The 18,832-nt window shown below is 39.7% G+C and carries 18 protein-coding genes; 7 read left to right on the top strand and 11 right to left on the bottom strand.

The features are described 5' to 3' along the window. Positions 1-16 precede the first annotated feature (16 nt). Together GQR39_RS03445 and GQR39_RS03440 are read right to left on the bottom strand one after the other, a co-directional pair. A complete protein-coding gene (locus GQR39_RS03445) occupies positions 17-1,600 on the bottom strand; it encodes a bifunctional diguanylate cyclase/phosphodiesterase (protein ID WP_165734816.1) in 1,584 nt (527 codons plus the stop codon). 154 nt (positions 1,601-1,754) lie between these two features. Continuing rightward, entirely contained in the window at positions 1,755-3,011 is a 1,257-nt protein-coding gene (locus GQR39_RS03440) for an FAD-dependent monooxygenase (protein ID WP_101216149.1), read from the bottom strand. A gap of 169 nt (positions 3,012-3,180) precedes the next feature. On the opposite strand from GQR39_RS03440, the gene miaB reads away from it, so the two are divergent. Genes miaB through lnt form a run of 5 tightly spaced genes read left to right on the top strand, consistent with a single transcriptional unit; the run spans position 3,181 to position 8,639 of the window. After that, entirely contained in the window at positions 3,181-4,629 is a 1,449-nt protein-coding gene (gene miaB, locus GQR39_RS03435; protein WP_010554713.1) for a tRNA (N6-isopentenyl adenosine(37)-C2)-methylthiotransferase MiaB, read from the top strand. A gap of 50 nt (positions 4,630-4,679) precedes the next feature. After that, entirely contained in the window at positions 4,680-5,738 is a 1,059-nt protein-coding gene (locus GQR39_RS03430; protein WP_165734815.1) for a PhoH family protein, read from the top strand. A gap of 4 nt (positions 5,739-5,742) precedes the next feature. Further along, complete coding sequence (gene ybeY, locus GQR39_RS03425; protein ID WP_002958542.1) at positions 5,743-6,201, top strand: rRNA maturation RNase YbeY; 459 nt, start codon at positions 5,743-5,745, stop codon at positions 6,199-6,201. A gap of 22 nt (positions 6,202-6,223) precedes the next feature. Further along, positions 6,224-7,108 (top strand): CNNM family magnesium/cobalt transport protein CorC, encoded by an 885-nt coding sequence (corC, locus tag GQR39_RS03420; protein WP_007585597.1) that lies wholly within the window; start codon positions 6,224-6,226, stop codon positions 7,106-7,108. Then, complete coding sequence (gene lnt / locus GQR39_RS03415; protein WP_346774485.1) at positions 7,089-8,639, top strand: apolipoprotein N-acyltransferase; 1,551 nt, start codon at positions 7,089-7,091, stop codon at positions 8,637-8,639. Before corC ends, lnt begins: the two co-directional genes overlap by 20 nt. A gap of 88 nt (positions 8,640-8,727) precedes the next feature. On the opposite strand, the gene GQR39_RS03410 is transcribed toward lnt, so the two are convergent. From GQR39_RS03410 to GQR39_RS03395, 4 genes are all read right to left on the bottom strand, one after another. Further along, positions 8,728-9,495, bottom strand: a complete 768-nt coding sequence (locus GQR39_RS03410; RefSeq protein ID WP_165734813.1) for a hypothetical protein — start codon at positions 9,493-9,495, stop codon at positions 8,728-8,730. A gap of 22 nt (positions 9,496-9,517) precedes the next feature. Then, positions 9,518-10,390 (bottom strand): alpha/beta hydrolase-fold protein, encoded by an 873-nt coding sequence (locus GQR39_RS03405; protein WP_165734812.1) that lies wholly within the window; start codon positions 10,388-10,390, stop codon positions 9,518-9,520. Between the two features lie 29 nt (positions 10,391-10,419). Then, positions 10,420-11,430, bottom strand: coding sequence for an RDD family protein (locus tag GQR39_RS03400; protein WP_165734811.1), 1,011 nt, complete (start codon positions 11,428-11,430; stop codon positions 10,420-10,422). Between the two features lie 152 nt (positions 11,431-11,582). Further along, positions 11,583-12,668, bottom strand: coding sequence for an alkene reductase (locus GQR39_RS03395; RefSeq protein ID WP_165734810.1), 1,086 nt, complete (start codon positions 12,666-12,668; stop codon positions 11,583-11,585). A 180-nt stretch (positions 12,669-12,848) separates the two neighbouring features. Here GQR39_RS03395 and GQR39_RS03390 point away from each other — a divergent pair, with 180 nt between their 5' ends. Beyond that, the gene (locus GQR39_RS03390) at positions 12,849-13,616 is read left to right on the top strand and encodes a hypothetical protein (protein ID WP_165734809.1); all 768 of its coding nucleotides are present in this window, start codon (positions 12,849-12,851) and stop codon (positions 13,614-13,616) included. A gap of 82 nt (positions 13,617-13,698) precedes the next feature. Continuing rightward, complete coding sequence (locus tag GQR39_RS03385) at positions 13,699-14,223, top strand: CIA30 family protein (RefSeq protein WP_165734808.1); 525 nt, start codon at positions 13,699-13,701, stop codon at positions 14,221-14,223. Positions 14,224-14,244: 21 nt separating this feature from the next. On the opposite strand, the gene GQR39_RS03380 is transcribed toward GQR39_RS03385, so the two are convergent. The 5 genes from GQR39_RS03380 to GQR39_RS03360 all read right to left on the bottom strand — a co-directional run bounded on the left by GQR39_RS03380 (position 14,245) and on the right by GQR39_RS03360 (position 18,643). Further along, positions 14,245-14,781, bottom strand: coding sequence for a hypothetical protein (locus GQR39_RS03380; RefSeq protein WP_165734807.1), 537 nt, complete (start codon positions 14,779-14,781; stop codon positions 14,245-14,247). A 146-nt stretch (positions 14,782-14,927) separates the two neighbouring features. Next, a complete protein-coding gene (locus GQR39_RS03375) occupies positions 14,928-15,182 on the bottom strand; it encodes a hypothetical protein (RefSeq protein ID WP_002958531.1) in 255 nt (84 codons plus the stop codon). Between the two features lie 25 nt (positions 15,183-15,207). Further along, the gene (locus tag GQR39_RS03370) at positions 15,208-15,684 is read right to left on the bottom strand and encodes an FKBP-type peptidyl-prolyl cis-trans isomerase (protein ID WP_033012432.1); all 477 of its coding nucleotides are present in this window, start codon (positions 15,682-15,684) and stop codon (positions 15,208-15,210) included. Further along, a complete protein-coding gene (locus GQR39_RS03365; RefSeq protein ID WP_231614036.1) occupies positions 15,684-18,107 on the bottom strand; it encodes an AAA family ATPase in 2,424 nt (807 codons plus the stop codon). The genes GQR39_RS03370 and GQR39_RS03365 overlap by 1 nt, the downstream gene beginning before the upstream one ends. A 77-nt stretch (positions 18,108-18,184) precedes the next feature. Further along, positions 18,185-18,643, bottom strand: coding sequence for a zinc ribbon-containing protein (locus GQR39_RS03360; RefSeq protein WP_007585575.1), 459 nt, complete (start codon positions 18,641-18,643; stop codon positions 18,185-18,187). Positions 18,644-18,832: the final 189 nt, after the last annotated feature.

The raw sequence follows: 18,832 nt of genomic DNA, 5'->3' as shown, positions 1-18,832 counted from the left end.
TCAATACTCATTAAATTCAACTTACTTTTTCTGCACTTAAATAAACATTTATAAATTCATCTATATTTATTGGTTTGCTATATAAATACCCTTGTAAATAATCACAGTTAAGACTCAACAACGCCTGTTCTACCTCTTTAGTTTCTATTCCTTCAGCAACTACATCGCAATTTAATCGACTCGCTAAAAACAATGTAGATTCTACAATGGCGTAATCAGGCGAGTTAGTAAGCATATCTTTGACAAACGACTGATCAATTTTTATTTGATTAATTGGCAGCTCTCTTAATAATGACAGTGACGAAAAGCCAGTACCAAAGTCATCAACACTAAATTTAAACCCGCGCATACTCAACTGTTGCATCATTTTTCTAGCAGCCGGTATATTTGTCATCATTGCACCTTCTGTAATTTCAAAAATTAACAAGTCGCTTAATGTAGGGTCGGTTGCGAGTAAACTAATTATAAAATCGTAAAACTCGCTGCTTTCAATATCTTTAGTCGATAAGTTGACATGTATAGTACCGGTGAAACCAAATAGCTTGAGCTTTCTAATATGATTAACGGCTTCTTGTACAACCCATTTCGATAAAGGAAAAATAAGCCCTGTACGCTCAGCTACGGTTATAAACTTTTCTGGACTAATAAAGCTACCATCATCTTGCGGCCATCGGATAAGCGCTTCTAGGCCATGTAATTGCAGATCTTTAGAGTCCATTATGGGTTGTAAATAAAGCTCAAACTCATCTTTATGTAATGCCACTTTAATTTTGGCTGATAGATCAAAAAAGTCCTCAGCTCGTTTACCTATTGCAGATGAGTAATTTACCAAAGGTTGAAATGTTTTTTTAGCTTCATGCAGTGCCAAGTCAGCTTTTTTTAATAGCTGATCGGGCAATCGGCTATCATCAGGAAAACGGCTTATGCCTATACTTAATTGTATTTTAACCATTTGCTCATTCGTACAAAACGGACTTTTGACGGCTGAGTTTATAATGTTTACACAATAATTCATGCTTTCATCTGTATCGGTATGCAATAAAAAAGCAAACTCATCGCCACCTATTCGATATAACTTAGCAATGCCGCATAATTCTTTATTTAGTTTATTGGCAAATGCAGCCAAGAGTTGGTCACCACACTGATGCCCAAACGCATCATTAATTTGTTTAAAGTTATTTAAGTCGATATAAAATAGTGAAAATGGGGAAGGATATTCAACTTGTTTACTTAAAGATTTAAAAAATTTATCGCGGTTAGGTAGAGTTGTTAAGTTATCGTGCTCAGTTTGATATTTTTGATACTGCGTTGCTTGCTCTATTTTAAGAATACTTTTTAAGCTCAGTTTAATAACTAAAAAAACAAACCCACCACCGCCAAGTAACAACATAGCCACCATATTCATAACGACGGGTGCAATGTCGTGGTTTGAAAAATAATAAAGTATCCACCAATACCCTATAATAAAAAAAATAATAGCGCATAGCAGTACACTCCATGCTCTTTGCGATGTTTTTTTGCAAACTTTAACGGTTGTTTTTAAGCTAGCAACAAGCAGTAGCGCACCTAAAATAATTATTACTGTAAAAAAATTATCCACACACAGGCTCTTTAAAGTTATTAAATTGCGATTTAGTGATGTAACACCAGTTAAATTAAAACCGTGTTCAATATAGCAGAGTCACTATTTGCTGACTTAAAAACAGACATAAAAAAAGGCTCATAAATGAGCCTTTCTAATATCTACTTTAAATTTAGCCTAAATCACCACTAATTGCGTATTTTAAAACCCAGTTTTTTATTGGCCCCGTATTATTAGCCATTTTTAAAAACTGGCTGCGTGCCCATTTAAGTGGCGTAATTTGATTAGAAAACCCAAAGTAACACGCGTCCATCATGCTCATCATTAATAAATTAGCCCTGCGGCGAGCTCGCTCGTATTCTTTAAGTTTTAGTGGGCAACCTATATCTCCTGCTTCGTTTAAAACCTCAGCAAGTGCCACTACGTCCTGAAAACCTAAATTAACGCCCTGCCCTGCAAGTGGGTTAATTGTATGTGCAGCGTCGCCCACTAAAACCAAGCGCCCTTGCGAATAATTATTAGCGTGTTGGCGAGTAAGCGGAAATACTGCATGGGTTTGTACTTCAAAGTCTCCAGCAAGTTCTGGGAATTTATTCAGTATGTGCGTTTTTAACTGAGTTGGGCTTAGCCCTTTAAATGCTTGCAATGTATTTGCATCGTCGTACCAAATTAAATTAGCGTACGGTGCCTGCATTGGTAAAAATGCTAACGGCCCACTTGGTGTAAACTGTTGCCATGTTTTAATTTGTTGCGGTGCATCGAGTTTAATTAATACCCCCATGCAATGCTGTTGGTACTGCCAACCCGTAATACCAATATTAGCTTTAGCACGCAGCTGCGATTGCCCACCATCGGCGGCAATTACTAAATCAGCTGTATAGGTTTGATCACCATACACAAGCGTAATTAAATCATCCGTTTGCTCTATTTTAGTTACCGGCAATGATTGCTCAATAACCTCAATCTTATAATGCCCAAATTGCTGCCACAAACTTGCTTGAATTAAACTATTTTCAATCAAGTGGCCTAAATGTGTCGTGTTTATGTCGGCGCAATCAAATAATAAATTGTCACCACCGCGCTCAAAAGCCTCTAATTGTTGATAAGGTGCTATGCGGTTTTGCCTTAAAAGAGGCATTGCCCCTAATTCATCAAGTAAATTTTCTGAAAAACGATTAATAGCAGACACTCTAATATCCACCTTATCGCTACTAAGAATGTGCGATGGGTCTATTAGGTGTTTTTCAATTATGCGCACGCCAAAGCCTTGCTGAGCCAGCTTTATCGCCATAGCCGCGCCAACCATGCCCCCGCCAACCACTATCACATTATTTTTGGTCATGTTTTTCATCATTTTATTATTACTTGAGTCTGTTTTGATTGTATCAAAATTAATTTGTTTTATACCAGAGGATATCCCTAACAGCACATTAAACTCGCCCTGTATTGATTTGAGATCACAAACATGAAAACTATACTTGGATCTGGGCGGGTATCCAGCTAAAATACGCCTCCTTTAAGTGAGCATGCTTGCTCCTTAATCCTGTTTCTAGCACATTTTTGTGCCACTATCGAATTGAACACGAGGCAATATTTCAATGAGCAAAAAGCTGCATATTAAAACCTGGGGTTGTCAGATGAACGAATACGACTCTCAGAAAATGGCTGAACTTTTAGATGCCACCAACGGCTACCAGCTAACTGATGATGCAACAGATGCCGACGTAATCTTACTTAACACCTGTTCAATTCGTGAAAAAGCACAAGAAAAAGTATTTCACCAGTTAGGTCGTTGGAAGTTGTTAAAAGACGACAAGCCAGACTTAATAATTGGTGTAGGTGGTTGTGTTGCCTCACAAGAAGGTGACTCTATTCGCCAACGCGCACCATTTGTAGATGTTATTTTTGGCCCGCAAACATTGCACCGTTTACCAGAAATGATTAAACAAGTGCAAGGCAACAAAGGCTCATCGGTTGTTGATATTTCATTCCCAGAGATTGAAAAGTTTGACCGCCTGCCAGAGCCAAAAGCAGATGGCCCATCTGCGTTTGTATCAATTATGGAAGGCTGTTCTAAATACTGTACTTTTTGTGTTGTACCGTATACTCGCGGCGAAGAAGTTAGCCGCCCAGTAGATGACGTACTACTTGAAATTGCACAACTTGCTGAGCAAAACGTACGTGAAGTAAACCTACTAGGCCAAAACGTAAACGCATACCGCGGGGACACGCACGATGGCGAAATATGTTACTTCTCAGATTTAATTCGTCTTATTGCTGCTATTGATGGTATTGATCGTATTCGTTACACCACATCGCACCCGGTAGAATTTACGCCAGACATCATTGACGTTTACGCTGATGTACCAGAGCTTGTAGATCACTTACACCTACCAGTACAAAGTGGTTCAGACCGTATATTAAACTTAATGAAACGTGGCCATACGGCAATTGAATACAAATCGACAATTCGTAAGTTACGCAAAATTCGTCCTAACTTAAGCATGTCGTCAGATTTCATTATTGGTTTCCCAGGCGAAAGTAAAGAAGACTTTGAAGCAACCATGAAGCTTATTAGCGACATTGGTTTTGATATGAGCTTTAGCTTTATTTACAGTGCACGCCCAGGTACGCCAGCGGCAGATTTGCCAGATGACGTAACAGAGCAAGAGAAAAAAGAACGCTTATACTTACTACAAAACCGTATTACACAAATGGCGCAGCAAATTAGCCGTCAAATGTTCGATACAGAGCAACGTATACTTGTTGAAGGTCCTTCTAAAAAGAACCCAATGGAATTGCGTGGCCGTACCGAAAATAACCGTGTAGTAAATTTTGTTGGCCCGCACACAGTGATCGGACAGTTTGTTGACGTACGTATTACCGAAGCACTACCTAACTCTTTACGTGGTGACTTAATTCGTACAGAATCAGAAATGAACTTACGACGTGAAATCGCTCCTTCAGCTATTTTAACTAAAGCTGCAGCTGCAGAGCCAAAACCAGACACTGTTAACGAAATTGGCGTAGCTACTTTCGTTCCTTAGTCACACTATTAGCGCCAGTTAACGCTGGCGCAGTACTATAGGAAGCAATTTTGAGTAATCAGTTAAAAACATTAGAGATTTATTTAGAACCTGCCGATAACAAACGCCTTTCTTCTTTATGTGGCCCGTTTGACGAAAACATCAAACAAATTGAACGCCACCTGGCTGTTGAAATAATTCACCGCGACAACTTTTTTAAAGTAACCGGTAAACTACACAATTGCGCCGGCGCTGTAGAAATCTTAAAAAACCTATATGTTGATACTCAGCCAGTTCGTGGTATTTTAGGCGAAATAGAACCCGAAGCCGTTCATTTAGCTATTACCGAATCAAAAGCCCTAGAGCAAGACGCATCAAGCAGCGCTTACGGCAAAGAAATGGTGATTAAAACGCGCCGTGGTGTGATTAAACCACGTAACGATAACCAAGGTGTTTATGTGGCTAATATTTTAAACCACGACATTACCTTTGGTATTGGCCCTGCTGGTACTGGTAAAACCTACCTTGCAGTTGCTGCCGCCGTTGACGCCCTTGAGCGCCAAGAAATACGCCGTATATTATTAACGCGTCCTGCTGTAGAAGCGGGCGAAAAGCTTGGTTTTTTACCCGGTGATTTAAGTCAAAAAATAGACCCATACCTGCGCCCTCTTTACGATGCTCTTTTTGAAATGCTAGGTTTTGAAAAAGTAGAAAAACTCATCGAAAAAAATATCATTGAAGTCGCTCCGCTTGCTTACATGCGCGGACGCACTTTAAACGATGCCTTTATTATTTTAGATGAAAGCCAAAATACCACCGCTGAGCAAATGAAAATGTTTTTAACCCGTATAGGGTTTAACTCAAAAACGGTTATTACAGGCGATATAACACAGGTCGATTTACCTCGTGGAACACGTTCAGGCCTTCGCCATGCAATGGAAGTACTTGATGGCGTAAACGAAATTAGCTTTAACTACTTTAAAGCCCAAGACGTAGTACGCCACCCTGTTGTAGCACGCATAGTTGAAGCCTACGAGCAAAACGACGAAAGCGAGCGACTAAAGCGCATTGAAAAGCAAAATGCAAAAGACGCACTCGCTGCTCTTCAACAGCCTACTACTAAAGAGTAATACTTTGACAACCGAACTTGATTTACAAATAGCCTGTGAGTTTGACAACCTCCCAAGCGAAGAGCAATTTGCACTGTGGGCTGACAAAGCCCTTAGCCAATACCGTGACGAGTCAGAACTCAGTATCGTTATTAGCGACGAAGCGCAATCGCAACAACTTAATAACGACTATCGCGGTAAAAATAAACCGACCAACGTACTGTCGTTCGAATTTGAAGCACCACCAGGAATAGATATTCCCTTGGTTGGTGATTTAATTATTTGCCCAGCCATTGTATTAGCTGAAGCAATTGAGCAAGAGAAGTCATTTCATGACCACTTTGCTCACATGGTTATTCACGGATGCTTGCATTTGCTTGGATTTGACCATATAAAGAGTGACGATGCTTTAGAGATGGAAAGCATCGAAAAGCAATTACTTGCAGAGCTAAACATAGCAGACCCATACCGGGACGATATTTAAATTAACGGAGCAATTAGACGCAATGAGCGACGGTAACTCGCAATCTAGCCAGGGTTCTTCTGGCAAAACGTGGTTGGGCAGAATAGCCCAAATGTTGCAAGGGGAACCCCAGAATAGAGAAGAGCTGGTCGAAGTTATTGCCGATGCGCAAGAACGAGACGTAATCGATCCTGAAACAAAAGAGATGATAGAAGGTGTGCTTGGCGTGTCTGAGCTTAAAGTGCGAGACATAATGGTTCCGCGCTCACAAATGATCACTCTTGAGATCGACAGCCCGCTTGAAGAGCTAATTCCAATGATGGTTGACTCAACTCACTCACGTTTTCCAGTGGTGATTGAAGACAAAGACCATGTAGAAGGTTTTTTACTCGCTAAAGATTTATTGCCACTGATCTTAAATAAAGACGAGCATTTACCATCAATACGCGATTATTTACGCCCAGCAATGGTAGTACCTGAGAGCAAACGTGTTGATACATTGCTAAACGAATTCCGTCAGCAACGCTACCATATGGCTGTTGTTATTGACGAATACGGCGGCGTATCGGGCTTGGTAACGATTGAAGATATTCTTGAAATAATTGTTGGCGAAATCGAAGATGAGCACGACGAAGAAGAAGAACATCAAGATATTCGTCGACTTGCTAAACATGTTCACGTAGTGCAAGCACTCACACCTGTAGATGACTTTAACGAGCATTTTAAAACAGGCTACAGCACAGACGAAGCCGATACTATTGGCGGAACTGTACTGCACGCATTTGGCCATATGCCAAGCCGTGGTGAAACGATTGACATAGAAGGTTACCAATTTAAAGTAACCAACGCCGACAATCGTCGTATTTTGCAACTGCAAGTCACCGTTCCTAAGGCTGATGATAACGACAGTGAAGAAACTGCTAACTAGACTTACCCTATTAGCAAAAGATAAAAAAGCATGGCTCGCACTCGTTGCGGGCCTTGTTTTAACTTTTGGCTATGCCCCCTTTGAAATTTGGCCCATCGTATTTATTAGCCTTGGTACCATTATTTTTTGCGTTAATCCCAAGAATACCGGTAAAGCACACGCAAAAACCGGTGCTAAATATGGCTTTATATTTGGCCTAGGCTGGTTTGGTGCTGGTATAAGCTGGGTACATGTTTCTATTGCCACCTTTGGCGGTATGCCGCTTATAGCATCGCTCTCGTTAATGGCATTTTTGTGTACCTACTTAGCATTATTTCCCGCACTGGCCTTTTGGGCAACTACACGCTTTGCCAGTGGCCCTAAAAGCTTTGGCGCATTACTCATTGCATGCTTTGCAATTAGTGAGTATTTACGTGGCACCGTACTTACCGGTTTCCCGTGGTTAAGTTTTGGCTACACACAAACCGACGGACCTTTAAGGCTGCTTGCCCCTTATATTGGCGAGTTTGGCTTAACACTGACCTGTGTCGCTATTGGCTTTGCACTGTATAGACTTACCCAAAAAGATTTTAAAACCCCGGCGGTTACTGCTACAGCTGTTGCGCTTATTTTTACAGGCGCAAGCACCACCGGCAGCATTCATTACTCAGATAAAAACATGTCAGTATTGCTCGTACAAGGGAACATACAGCAACACCTGCGCTTTGAGCCCAGTGAGTTTTGGACCACAATGAGCAAATACCAAGACCTGACACGCCCACATTGGAATGCCGACTTAATAGTATGGCCAGAAGCCGCCGTGCCTGAAATAGAGATGCTTGCTGATTCCTACCTAGCCAATTTAGACAGTGCAGCCTCGTTTAATAAAACCGCCCTTGTAACCGGTATTGTTGACTATCAGCGAGACACCAAAAATATATTCAACACGCTTATTGTGGTCGGTAATAAAGAACGCGGCGACGAGCACGGGCATTATCATTACCTTGATAAAAACCGCTATCAAAAACACCAGCTATTACCCATTGGCGAATTTGTACCGTTTCAAGACTTTTTGCGCCCTATTGCCCCATTATTCGATTTACCTATGTCATCGTTTACCCGTGGCGACAAAGTGCAAAACAACTTACGCGCCAATGGCTATAACTTACTCCCTGCTATTTGCTACGAAATTGTTTTTTCCGACTTAGTGCGCGGTAATTACAAAAGCGATTCCGACCTACTCTTTACGGTAAGTAACGATGCCTGGTTTGGCGACTCCATTGGGCCTTTGCAACATATGCAAATAGCCCGTATGCGCGCGCTCGAACTACAACGCCCTCTAGTGCGTGTTACTAACAATGGTGTAAGCGCCGTATACGACCCTATAAGCCACGCACAACAAACCATGCCACAGTTTGAAGCTACAACATTGAAAGCTAACATTAAGCTCATAAAAGGCGACAGCGTGTACAGCCAATACGGCAATGTGTTTGTATGGGGATTTGTGTTGTTGATGGGGGTTGTTGGATTTGGGGTTAGGTTGAGGGAGTAAGGACTGATAGCTTTCAGTAGGTAGCTATCAGTTTTTAAAACGAAATATACCTGACGCTAGTATTTCACCTTCATGAATATACAAAAGCTTATAACTTTAGTGTAGCTATAGCTTTATCTAATAGCCCTTGAAGTTCAGATTTCGATTGCTCATATTCATCAATATTAAGCTCACCCAATGTATTAAATTTATTCTGGATATATTTTTGGAAATATAAATTTTTGGTTAGCCTAATTTCGAGTAACTTTGATTCACGACTACTATAGTTATAATGCTTTAAGCTCTTTGCAATAAAGAAAAGTACATCATCTAATGATTCAATTAATACTTTTATTTGCTCATGAATATCTAGATAACTAGAGGTTAAATCAGCCCCTGCTTCCAATATTTTTATATGTTGAACCTTATATTCTCTCCAAATACTACCCAACTCTTCTATAAGCATTTGGTTTTCTATATCTATATCTTCTCGCTCAAACTCTTCAAGGTAATCAGAGTCAATACCGGTTTTGTTACATTTAAAACCACATGTTACCGTATGATAATTTGAAGCAATCATTACAAAATTACCACTCAAAAAACCCTTAAGTCTAGGTAAAGTATTTGTAATCATACCTATCCTTTCATTTAAACCTCTTAGCCTCAAGTATTCATGCCTAGTATAGAGAAGCGCAATTAGAGCTATAATCCCACCTAGAAAGCTACCAAAATTTGCAAATTTTTGCCCTAATCCCTGATCACCAAAAAATATTGTTATAGTCCCTGCCATCAAAAAGGTAATGGCTATTAGATAGATATAAATCTCCCAGTAAGGAGATTTCAAATCATCCATATATTTATCTAATTTCTTAAACATTAATGAACTCCCTTTGCTTTTTTTAATTACGTACCAAGGCTAACTCTACTTCGTATAGAAGATCCCTAAGCCCATAGTACCAACTAAGCGCTGCCACCGTGCCATGAGTTTCTTCTTCAAAGTAACGTTGATTTATATATAAACTGTTACTCGGGTGCGCTTTTAGTTTTTTAGCAAGCTCTAAGCCCCATTTATAATTAGCCTCTCCAATTTCACCAAAAGCTGCATTATTAGCAAAAGTAAAATATACATTGCCTTTAAGCTGCTTATTTATAAGCTGTTGCTCGTCAAAATAACGATTGAGATAATTATTATCCCAAAGGTAGGTTGCATCAATAATTAAGTAATCAGTAAATAAAGAGTGATTTGTAAGTAAAACATAGCTTGCGAACAAGCCACCGAAAGATTCCCCAATTAATACCCGCTTATTTGATGTACGGTAATTTTTATTAATGAAGGGAATAAGTTCTTTTTCAAAAAAAGCGGTGTAGTTTGCGGCATTGCCAATATTTTCAAATTTTTCTAGTAGCTTGCCGTTAAAAGTCCAATCGACATTGGTAGGGGTAAAGTCGCGCTCTCTTATCGCATTTTTACTGTTTGGAACAGCGACAATAATTGCTTGTTGAATTTGTTTTTCTAGCCGCTCAGTACTGAGTGCTTCAACAAGCCCCGCTAAGGCTTTTAAATGGGTTGGGTCGCCATCAAGCAAGTAAATAACAGGATATACTCGTTCGAGGTTTTGCTTGTAGCTTGGCGGTAAATAAACACTATAACTGCGCTGCTCACCTAAAATAATAGACTTAAGCTGATGTTTTTTTGCTAACACAATATTTTCTGACGCATACGAAGCTGTAATAAAATACAGATAACTAAACGCCATTAATAAAGCTTTCATAACCATCCTTGTAATTAATAAGAGCAAACTTAACTTTTTACAGTCTCTTCTACCGTTTCCACATTTACAACTTGATTCAAGTTACCTTTAATAACCACCGTCGCTGATATTTTATCTTGAATTGCTTGCCTGTTTGGGTCCCAGTATATCTGTAAAAACCCTAACAAGCCTGTGGCAAAGCCTGCACCGTAGCCGCCGTAGCGACCAAAACAATCTAATAAACCTAATGGCTTACCGCTTAGGGCGACAACACGGATATTACAAACCTTTTTACCCGGTGTTTGGCCGCGCCAAAGTAGCGAGAACAACGTAAAGTAAACAGCAGCCCAGCCAAAACCTAAGCCTAGGTCTTGAATAATGCCTTTGCTCCACTGCAAAATACTATTTGTGGTTGTTTGTGCAGGTTTTTCTTCTATTAACTGTGCAGGCTTTATTTCGTTATTTTCACTGAGCACCAATAGCTGTAAAAGTACGGTAGCAAGTTGTGGGTTTTGTAGGTCGTCCATTTCTGCTAATTTAGGTACTTGCCCAATTAAATTATCAAGCGCGTTTTGTTGGCAAGGTTGCTCACAGCTGTCATCGGCTGTTTGCGCTAAATAAGTATTTACCTGTTGTTTTTCTGTGGCGGTAAGCTGAATTTCATCTTGTATTTTTACGCCCTGAACAGCTAAACCTTGATCAGCGTTATCGTCTTCTAGGTAATCAATGCCAATTGAAAGCATAGTAAGTGCGCTTACAAATAAAATACTTGCTGCCGTTATTTTTAAGATTCTTCGCCACACATTCGACATTTTTGGAAGGTATTGCTGTGCCGTACCTTTATAAAAAGCCATTGCAGCAACAAATGCTATTAAAGCCGCGCTGAGTTTGGCTGCTAAAAATATCAGTGCTACATCAATAATAATAGCTAGTGCACGCCGAATTGGCGTAGCTAAAGGCAAGCCCAGTAAAGCACTGTCAATTTTAAAGGCGTAGGGGGTAACAACTTCTCGGGTTTCAGAATTTGATAATTCTAATTGTTCTATCTCTTTGGCTTTCATTTATTTTCTTGTTATTAAAATAGGTAACCCGGTTAACTTACGCGTTTTTTATTTTTTGCTCAAGATAAAGCTAATAGAATCAGTGCACAAAAAAGGGCTGCATAAAATGCAGCCCTTCATGTTTTTACTCAATGTTTATTACTTACTAGCAATTATACCGTTGGATAATCGGTGTAGCCTTGTTCTGCGCCACCAAACAAAGTGTCGGGGTTATGGCTGTTAAGAGGCTTGCCTTGCTTTAAGCGTGCTGGTAAGTCTGGGTTTGATACAAATGGGCGACCAAAACCAATCATGTCGACCCAGCCTTCGCTAAGTGCTTTGTCTGCGCGCTCTTTTGTGTACTTGCCTGCGTAAATTAATACACCGCTGTAGGCTTTGCGAATAGCGTATTTAAACTCAACACTCATCAAAGGTGCGTCATCCCAATCGGCTTCGGCTATATGCATGTAACCTACACCGGCTTTATTTAATGCCTCAGAAACCGCTAAATAAGTTTCCTCAGGGTTTTCGTCTACTGTGCCATTAAGAGTTGTTAACGGGGCTAGTCTTACGCCTACTTTGCTGCTACCAATTTCGTCGCTAACAGCATTTACCACTTCAATTAAGAAACGTATTCGGTTTTGCACGCTGCCACCATATTCATCGGTGCGAGCATTTGATTCTGAGTCTAAAAATTGGTTAATAAGGTAACCATTAGCAGCATGAAGCTCTATGCCATCAAATCCTGCATTAACTGCATTTTTAGCAGCTTGGCGAAATTCGCCTATGACATGCGTAATATCTTGTTTGCTCATTTCGCGTGGGAGTTGGGTGTCTACAAACCCCGGTGCGCCGTTTGTATCTACAAATACTTTTACGTCTTTTGCAGCAATCGCCGAGGCTGAAATAGGCTGCACGCCACCGGTGTTGTCACTATGAGTTACACGGCCAACATGCCAAAGCTGAGCAAACATAACGCCACCAGCGCTATGCACTGCGTTGGTTACTTTACTCCAACCTACAACTTGCTCATTTGAATAAATACCCGGAGTCCAAGCGTAGCCTTTGCCAAGTTCACTAATTTGTGTGCCTTCGCTTACAATTAGCCCGGCACTTGCGCGCTGTGCGTAATATGTTGCCATTAAGTCGTTAGCTATATCGCCAGGCTGTGTTGAACGCGAGCGAGTCATTGGGGGCATAACAATACGGTTTTTTAATGTTTTACCTGCAAGTTCTATTGGTTCAAAAAGTAATGTCATAATGCCTCCTAAGTTTGATTGCGCTCATAATAACGTAACCAAGCACATGCAAAAACCACAAAAACTGCAAAATAGTTTTGTTGTATCTGCAATAAAGCTACAAAGTAAAACACATTAACTTTAGGTGAACTAAATGTATTTTATTGACTCTTAACAGCACTATTAAGTTGAGGGTTTGATGTGAATAAAGGGAATGCGTGGCCGTGGGTTATCTCGTTATGTATACATGGCGTGTTGCTATACTTATTACTTTCACATAAATTACTTTCGCAAAAAATAAAAGTTGAAGTACCTCAAACAAAAAAAGACACCGTAATAAACGCTTATGTAATGGTTAACTTATCAACGCAACCTAAGTTAAGCACCGTTAACACCACCACTAACGCACCGATTGCTGAGCCTGCAAAGTTAGAGGTAAAAAAAGTACCTGAATCTATAAGCACTAATAAAACACCTACAACTCAAACACAAGTTACTAAAGCACCCAAACAACGTGACGAAAAACCAAAAACAACAACAGTAACAAAGCTCACTATTACAAATAAACCTCAACCCCCTGCCCACACCATTAATACCAACACGCAAACGTTTAAAAAACTTAACCCGTATGCGCCTATTTATGGCGCACCTATAAATAACTTAACGCATAAAAAAATGGTCACGTTTGGCGAAGCAGATAACTCAGATAGTACTGATGATGCAATAGCTGCCACCCCCACAATTAAATCATCGGTTAAATCACAAAAATCAGAAGTTATTAGCCAAAATACAATAGGCACACGACGATTAGAAAAATTTAACGGTAAATGCTATTTAATTGATACTTCAACCGTATTTGGTAGTAATGGCATGCCTCAAGGTAGCGCGCAGACCTGCCCTGGTGAGCAAACTGATGATGAAATATTATTTAATAAAATAATGGATAAGTGGGCTCGTAAAAATAATTAGTTTTAAATTAGTGAACAAATACATTATTAAAGCGTATTAGTTATAAGTACTCCACTTACTTAATGCCAATTAGGAAACACGTATGACAACAAAGCAACTATCATCACTTTTTGTATTTAATTTATTAGTTGTAAGTGCACAAGCGAATGCAAACCAGCGCTGGTACGTTGTTAACGACTCAGTAATGGGCGGTGTATCTAATAGCCAAGTAACACAAACTCAAGAAAGTTTGCTTTTTACAGGCAATGTTTCGCTTGATAATAACGGCGGTTTTGCATCAATACGTACAGAGCTAAATACACAAAGCCAAAATACTAAAGCTATAGCACTGCGCGTTAAAGGCGATGGACAAACCTATCAACTTAGGCTCAGAACTACCAATTACCTTGATGGCGCAGCGTACACCCACTCATTTAAAACAGTAAAAAATGAATGGGTAGATATAAACTTTGCTCCGAGTGATTTTACTTTAACGTATCGCGGCCGCGTGCTTGAGCAGCAGGTTATTATTGATTTTGACGATATAAAACAGCTAGGCTTTATGATTGCAGGCAAGCAAGAAGGTAAGTTTAAACTTGAAGTGGGTAAAATTGAGTTTAAAAGCTAGCCCACCAGCATGTTGGTGGCGCTAAATAGTATAGTCGTCGCCCCGCCTCTTCATTTCACTAATAACCAGCTCAACCATTTGTTGTTTTATTGCTGCTTGCTCTGACTTTAACTCCCCTAATTGCAGCTCTAACATATCTATTTGTTCTTGCTGTTGCGTGTTTTTGTATTTTTTTGCACCTAGGTGGTCAGCATCTAAAGTTAAACTCGCATCACTTTTATTTAGCTCACTTGCAGAAGTGTTTATAGTTAAACTACGTTGTACGGGGCTTTGTTTAAGTTTATTAATTTGCTCTTGCAGCGCAATAACTCGCCCAGCGAAGTGCTTGTATACTTTTTCTAGGTTTTTATATTGGTTGCCAAACGTTGCGTTATCTTCACTATATTCTTGTGCTTTGGTATCTAAAAACTTTGATAACACATATTTTGGCTCTTCCTCACTCTCTTCCTCGCTCTTTTCTTCACTCGCTTTTTCAACAGGTAGTTTATCTGATTGCGCTAAAGTTTGAGTATTTGAGCTGTATACTTGGTATGGAATGGGAGTCGGTGAAATCTTCATTATTTTATCCCTAAAATAGCTTTGTAACTATTATAGGTATCGACCTCGTATTAAAATCCTTGAGTAAATTTTAATGTTAGCTAAAAGCAAAAAGCCCCACTTTATTAAAGTAGGGCTTATACCAATTTATTAAACTAACTCGTTGCTTACTTAGTACTTTGGTTATCTTGTGAGAGCGCAATAAGTGCAAGCGCCGCATTTAGGCGAGTATTTAAATTATTATAAATAGTCATTCCAAACACACCGATAATACAAACTATTAAACCCATTTGTAGGTTAACGCTCATCTCTAGTAAAAAAACAGCTGCAACGAGTAAGCACAGCGCTAATGCATAAATGATAGATTGAAAGGTAAAGTTAATATCACCCTTGGCTATTTTAAGTAATTCGTCTTTATTCATAATTTACTTCCTTGTTATTTGATCACTAAGACTCAATTGCCAGTAACTCTACTTCAAATATAAGTACTGAGGCAGGAGGAATACTCCCTACACGTTTTTCGCCGTACGCTAATTGGTGCGGTACATATAGCGTGTATTTATCGCCGGGGCTCATAAGTTGTAAACCCTCAGTCCAGCCTTTAATAACTTGGTGTAAACCAAAGCTAATAGGTGTTTTACGCTCTACTGAACTGTCAAACACAGTGCCGTCGATTAGTGTGCCGTGGTAATGCACGTTAACCATACTTTTTGGGGTTGGTGTGTTTTCGTTTTCGCTTTTATGGATTACTTTATACTGCAAGCCAGAAGTCGTTTCTACTACGCCTTCTACCTTTGAGTTAGCGGCTAAATAATCTGCACCTATTTGTGCATTTATGCCTGCTTGTTGTTTTGCTTTTTTACTATTTTGAAATATTAAAAAACAAAAAATGGCGATAACTACCGCCAAAATTATATTAATCATCATTCACCTTTTTCGTTGTCTAGCTCTTCGTCTTTTTCGTCATCATCGCCGTTTACTATGTCGGCAATCTCTTTGAGGCGAGCAAGTGCAATACCGTTTACTGAGTTTTCTGGATACTGGTCATCAATAATATCGCCAGCTTCTATATCCATTAACAAGTTAAGCGCTTGGTCTACGGTTTCAACTGCGTAAATATTAAATTTACCCGCTTCAACCGCATTAAGTATTTCGTCATCAAGCACTAAGTTAACTTGGTTTGATTTAGGAATGATAACGCCTTGCGAACCTGTTAAACCACGCATTTTACACAGTTTAAAAAAGCCTTCTATTTTTTCGTTTACGCCACCAATGGCTTGTACATCGCCGTGTTGGTTTATAGAGCCTGTAAGCGCAATTGATTGGCTAATAGGTAGGCTTGTAATAGACGAAATAAGCGCACACAGCTCTGCTAAAGATGCGCTATCGCCATCTATGTAACCATAACTTTGCTCAATGGCAATATTAGCGCTAAGCGTTAAGCTAAAGTGCTGCGCATATTTATTACCTAAATAACCGGTAAGCAACATAACACCTTTTGAGTGAATTGCTTTACCAAGCTCAGCTTCGCGTTCAACATCTATTACGCCATCGGCGCCAGCATAAACCGTTGCCGTAATACGCGCAGGGGTACCAAATGAGGTATCGCCAATGTGTAATACGGTTAAGCCATTTACTTTACCAATGGCTTGGCCGTCGGTTGCAATAAGTGTGTGACCTTCTTTTATATCACTGAGCATATTTTCGCTAATTTGGCCGGTACGGTATTGCTTGCCTCCAATGGCTTCGTCAATATGGTGCGCGTCAATAACGGCTAATTTGTCTTGTTTAGCGTAGTAACTGGCTTCTGCAATAAGTTCAAGTACATCAGCAAAACGCGCTGATAATTTATTTTGATGCTCAGCTTGGCGGTAACTAAATTTAAGTAAACGCACCATAGCAGCCTGCGTTGCAGTGCACTTTAATGTTTGCTCGCAATACTCGGTTACTTTAGTAATAAACTGGTATTGCAATTTATCGCTACTTGGCAAGTAGTAATCAAAGTCGGCTAATACTCTAAATAGCTCTGCAAATTCTTCATCGTATTCACCTATGGTGTAGTACAACTCGCGCGAACCTAATAAAATAATTTTAACATCAAGCGGTATAAGCTGCGGGCGAAGTGTAAAGCTAGTCCCTACTGTGCTGTCTTGATACGGTAAGTCGTTTTTAATTTGATGTGTTTTTAACGCGAGTTTTAAACCATCCCACACCTGTGGGTTTGCCATGATTTTTTCAGCGTCCATAATTAAATAGCCGCCATTAGCACGATGCAATGCACCAGCCTGAATTGAGCGATAACAGGTAATTAAAGAGCCTTGAGATGTTGAATACTCAATTTTGCCAAATATATTGCCAAACGTTGGGTTGGGCTCGTACACAACCGGTGCTGCGTCGTCTTCTTTAAACTCAACTAAAATGTTAGGTGCAAAAAAGTCGGTAAGCATGCCTTTGCGATCAAAGTCTTCTTTGCTTTCTTCACTTTCATCTTCGTCATCTAGCCATTCAAGTACCGCGTCTATAATTTCAACGCGTATATCTTTTAAATAGCGCAGTACACCAATATGCGTGGCATATTTATGTTCTAAGTCTTTTAAAAGTGGTTTAGTGGCTTGCTCAGCAGTCGACTTTTTAAGATTGCGTTGTTTTTCTTTTGATTCGCGTTTCCAACGTGGCAGCTCTATTAACGCTTCTATTAATGCATCTTCTAGCTTTTCAATTTTTTCAAAAAACTCTTCACGTAACGTTTCTTCAAGTTCGCCAAATTCGCTGTCGCTCAATTGTTTACCATCTACAAGTGGTGCAAACCCTACTGAATTTTTTTCTTCAACTAATGCAACGCTTTGCTCAAACGCCGCAATTTCTACTGCGGTAATAGCACTGTCGTAGGCATCGTTAAATTCACGATCGATTGATTTTTTCTTACGCTGATACGCTGGGTTATCAAATGCCGCAGGAAAGGTGTCGAGTACTTCATCTAAAAATGAATCTATATCGTCACTAAGTTGCTTGCTTTGACCTGGTTGCATAAACAGCGCAATAGGTTCTCTGTGGTCATCGTAATTGTTTACGTATAACCATTCGTTTGGCGTTGAGCGGTCTTTTGCGTGTTGTTTAAGTTTATCTTTAACAAGCGTAAAGCGCCCGTGAGCGGCCTCGCCCATTACATAAACGTTGTAACCCGGCAGTTCCATCCCTAATGAAAAATCTAAAGCACTTTGGGCGCGTTGTTGGCCTATAAACGTAAGTTGCTCTGGGTATGGATTGTTCATACACGTGTTTACGTGATTAGTAGAAATACTCGGTGCGAGCTTTGAAACAGATAGTGGCAGCAATTTTTTCGTCATTCTAACTTCTTTTTTTACCAGCATATTCGCTGGCCTTTGGGCGTATTAAGTGGCCCGCAGCCACTTAATACTTATATTTAAGGGTGCAGTGCCTTACGACTAAAATAGATTCCATCACATTCAATACACGGTGTAATTTGTGTAGCGTGATAAACATCGTAACTATGGGTGCAATTCTTACATACTAATGTGCCCATGGCTATCCATTCGCCTGCGTGATACACACCATTGTGCTTAAAATCTTGGCTAAGAGATTGCCACTCAAGTTGAGTTTTATCTTCTATGTGCGAAAGTTCAAACCAAAGAGACTCTTTAAGCTCTTGCCATGCAAGCGAATTATAGTGTGATTCGTTCTCTACTATATGTTCAATATCATTCTTTAAATAACTTTTGTAGAGCTCATATCTTTCTTGACTTAAATCTTTAAGCGCCTGCTCAGATTCAACAAACCCAGAAACCACATCTTTTAAACCATGCTCTTTCACATCTTTTATCCAATGGGTAAAACTGCTAAGCCATGTTTTGTAATCAGTCATTTTTTACTCCTTCAAAATTGCTGTTAAATCAGTCTGTAACTTATGTCTTTAGCTAACCACACTATAAAAAGGCAGGTTAACCTGCACTGAAAGTTACAATTTAATAAAAGCATGTTTTTGACGCTGTGAATAGTGTTTTATTTGGGGTATCCTAACGGCAATTTTTTATTAGTTTGCAAGAAGTCTGGA

The organism is Pseudoalteromonas sp. C8 (assembly GCF_011378685.1).
Classification (GTDB): Bacteria; Pseudomonadota; Gammaproteobacteria; order Enterobacterales; family Alteromonadaceae; genus Pseudoalteromonas; species Pseudoalteromonas arctica.
Note: the sequence above shows the minus strand (reverse complement) of the source record. Positions and strands in the feature narration are given on the sequence as shown.

Bases quoted from the DNA above. Each gene is read 5' to 3' on its own strand.
- miaB (WP_010554713.1), top strand. From the start codon at position 3,181: ATGAGCAAAAAGCTGCATATTAAAACCTGGGGTTGTCAGATGAACGAA.
- corC (WP_007585597.1), top strand. From the start codon at position 6,224: ATGAGCGACGGTAACTCGCAATCTAGCCAGGGTTCTTCTGGCAAAACG.
- GQR39_RS03410 (WP_165734813.1), bottom strand. From the start codon at position 9,495: ATGTTTAAGAAATTAGATAAATATATGGATGATTTGAAATCTCCTTAC.
- GQR39_RS03405 (WP_165734812.1), bottom strand. From the start codon at position 10,390: ATGAAAGCTTTATTAATGGCGTTTAGTTATCTGTATTTTATTACAGCT.
- GQR39_RS03400 (WP_165734811.1), bottom strand. From the start codon at position 11,430: ATGAAAGCCAAAGAGATAGAACAATTAGAATTATCAAATTCTGAAACC.
- GQR39_RS03395 (WP_165734810.1), bottom strand. From the start codon at position 12,668: ATGACATTACTTTTTGAACCAATAGAACTTGCAGGTAAAACATTAAAA.
- GQR39_RS03385 (WP_165734808.1), top strand. From the start codon at position 13,699: ATGACAACAAAGCAACTATCATCACTTTTTGTATTTAATTTATTAGTT.
- GQR39_RS03380 (WP_165734807.1), bottom strand. From the start codon at position 14,781: ATGAAGATTTCACCGACTCCCATTCCATACCAAGTATACAGCTCAAAT.
- GQR39_RS03375 (WP_002958531.1), bottom strand. From the start codon at position 15,182: ATGAATAAAGACGAATTACTTAAAATAGCCAAGGGTGATATTAACTTT.
- GQR39_RS03370 (WP_033012432.1), bottom strand. From the start codon at position 15,684: ATGATTAATATAATTTTGGCGGTAGTTATCGCCATTTTTTGTTTTTTA.
- GQR39_RS03365 (WP_231614036.1), bottom strand. From the start codon at position 18,107: ATGACGAAAAAATTGCTGCCACTATCTGTTTCAAAGCTCGCACCGAGT.
- GQR39_RS03360 (WP_007585575.1), bottom strand. From the start codon at position 18,643: ATGACTGATTACAAAACATGGCTTAGCAGTTTTACCCATTGGATAAAA.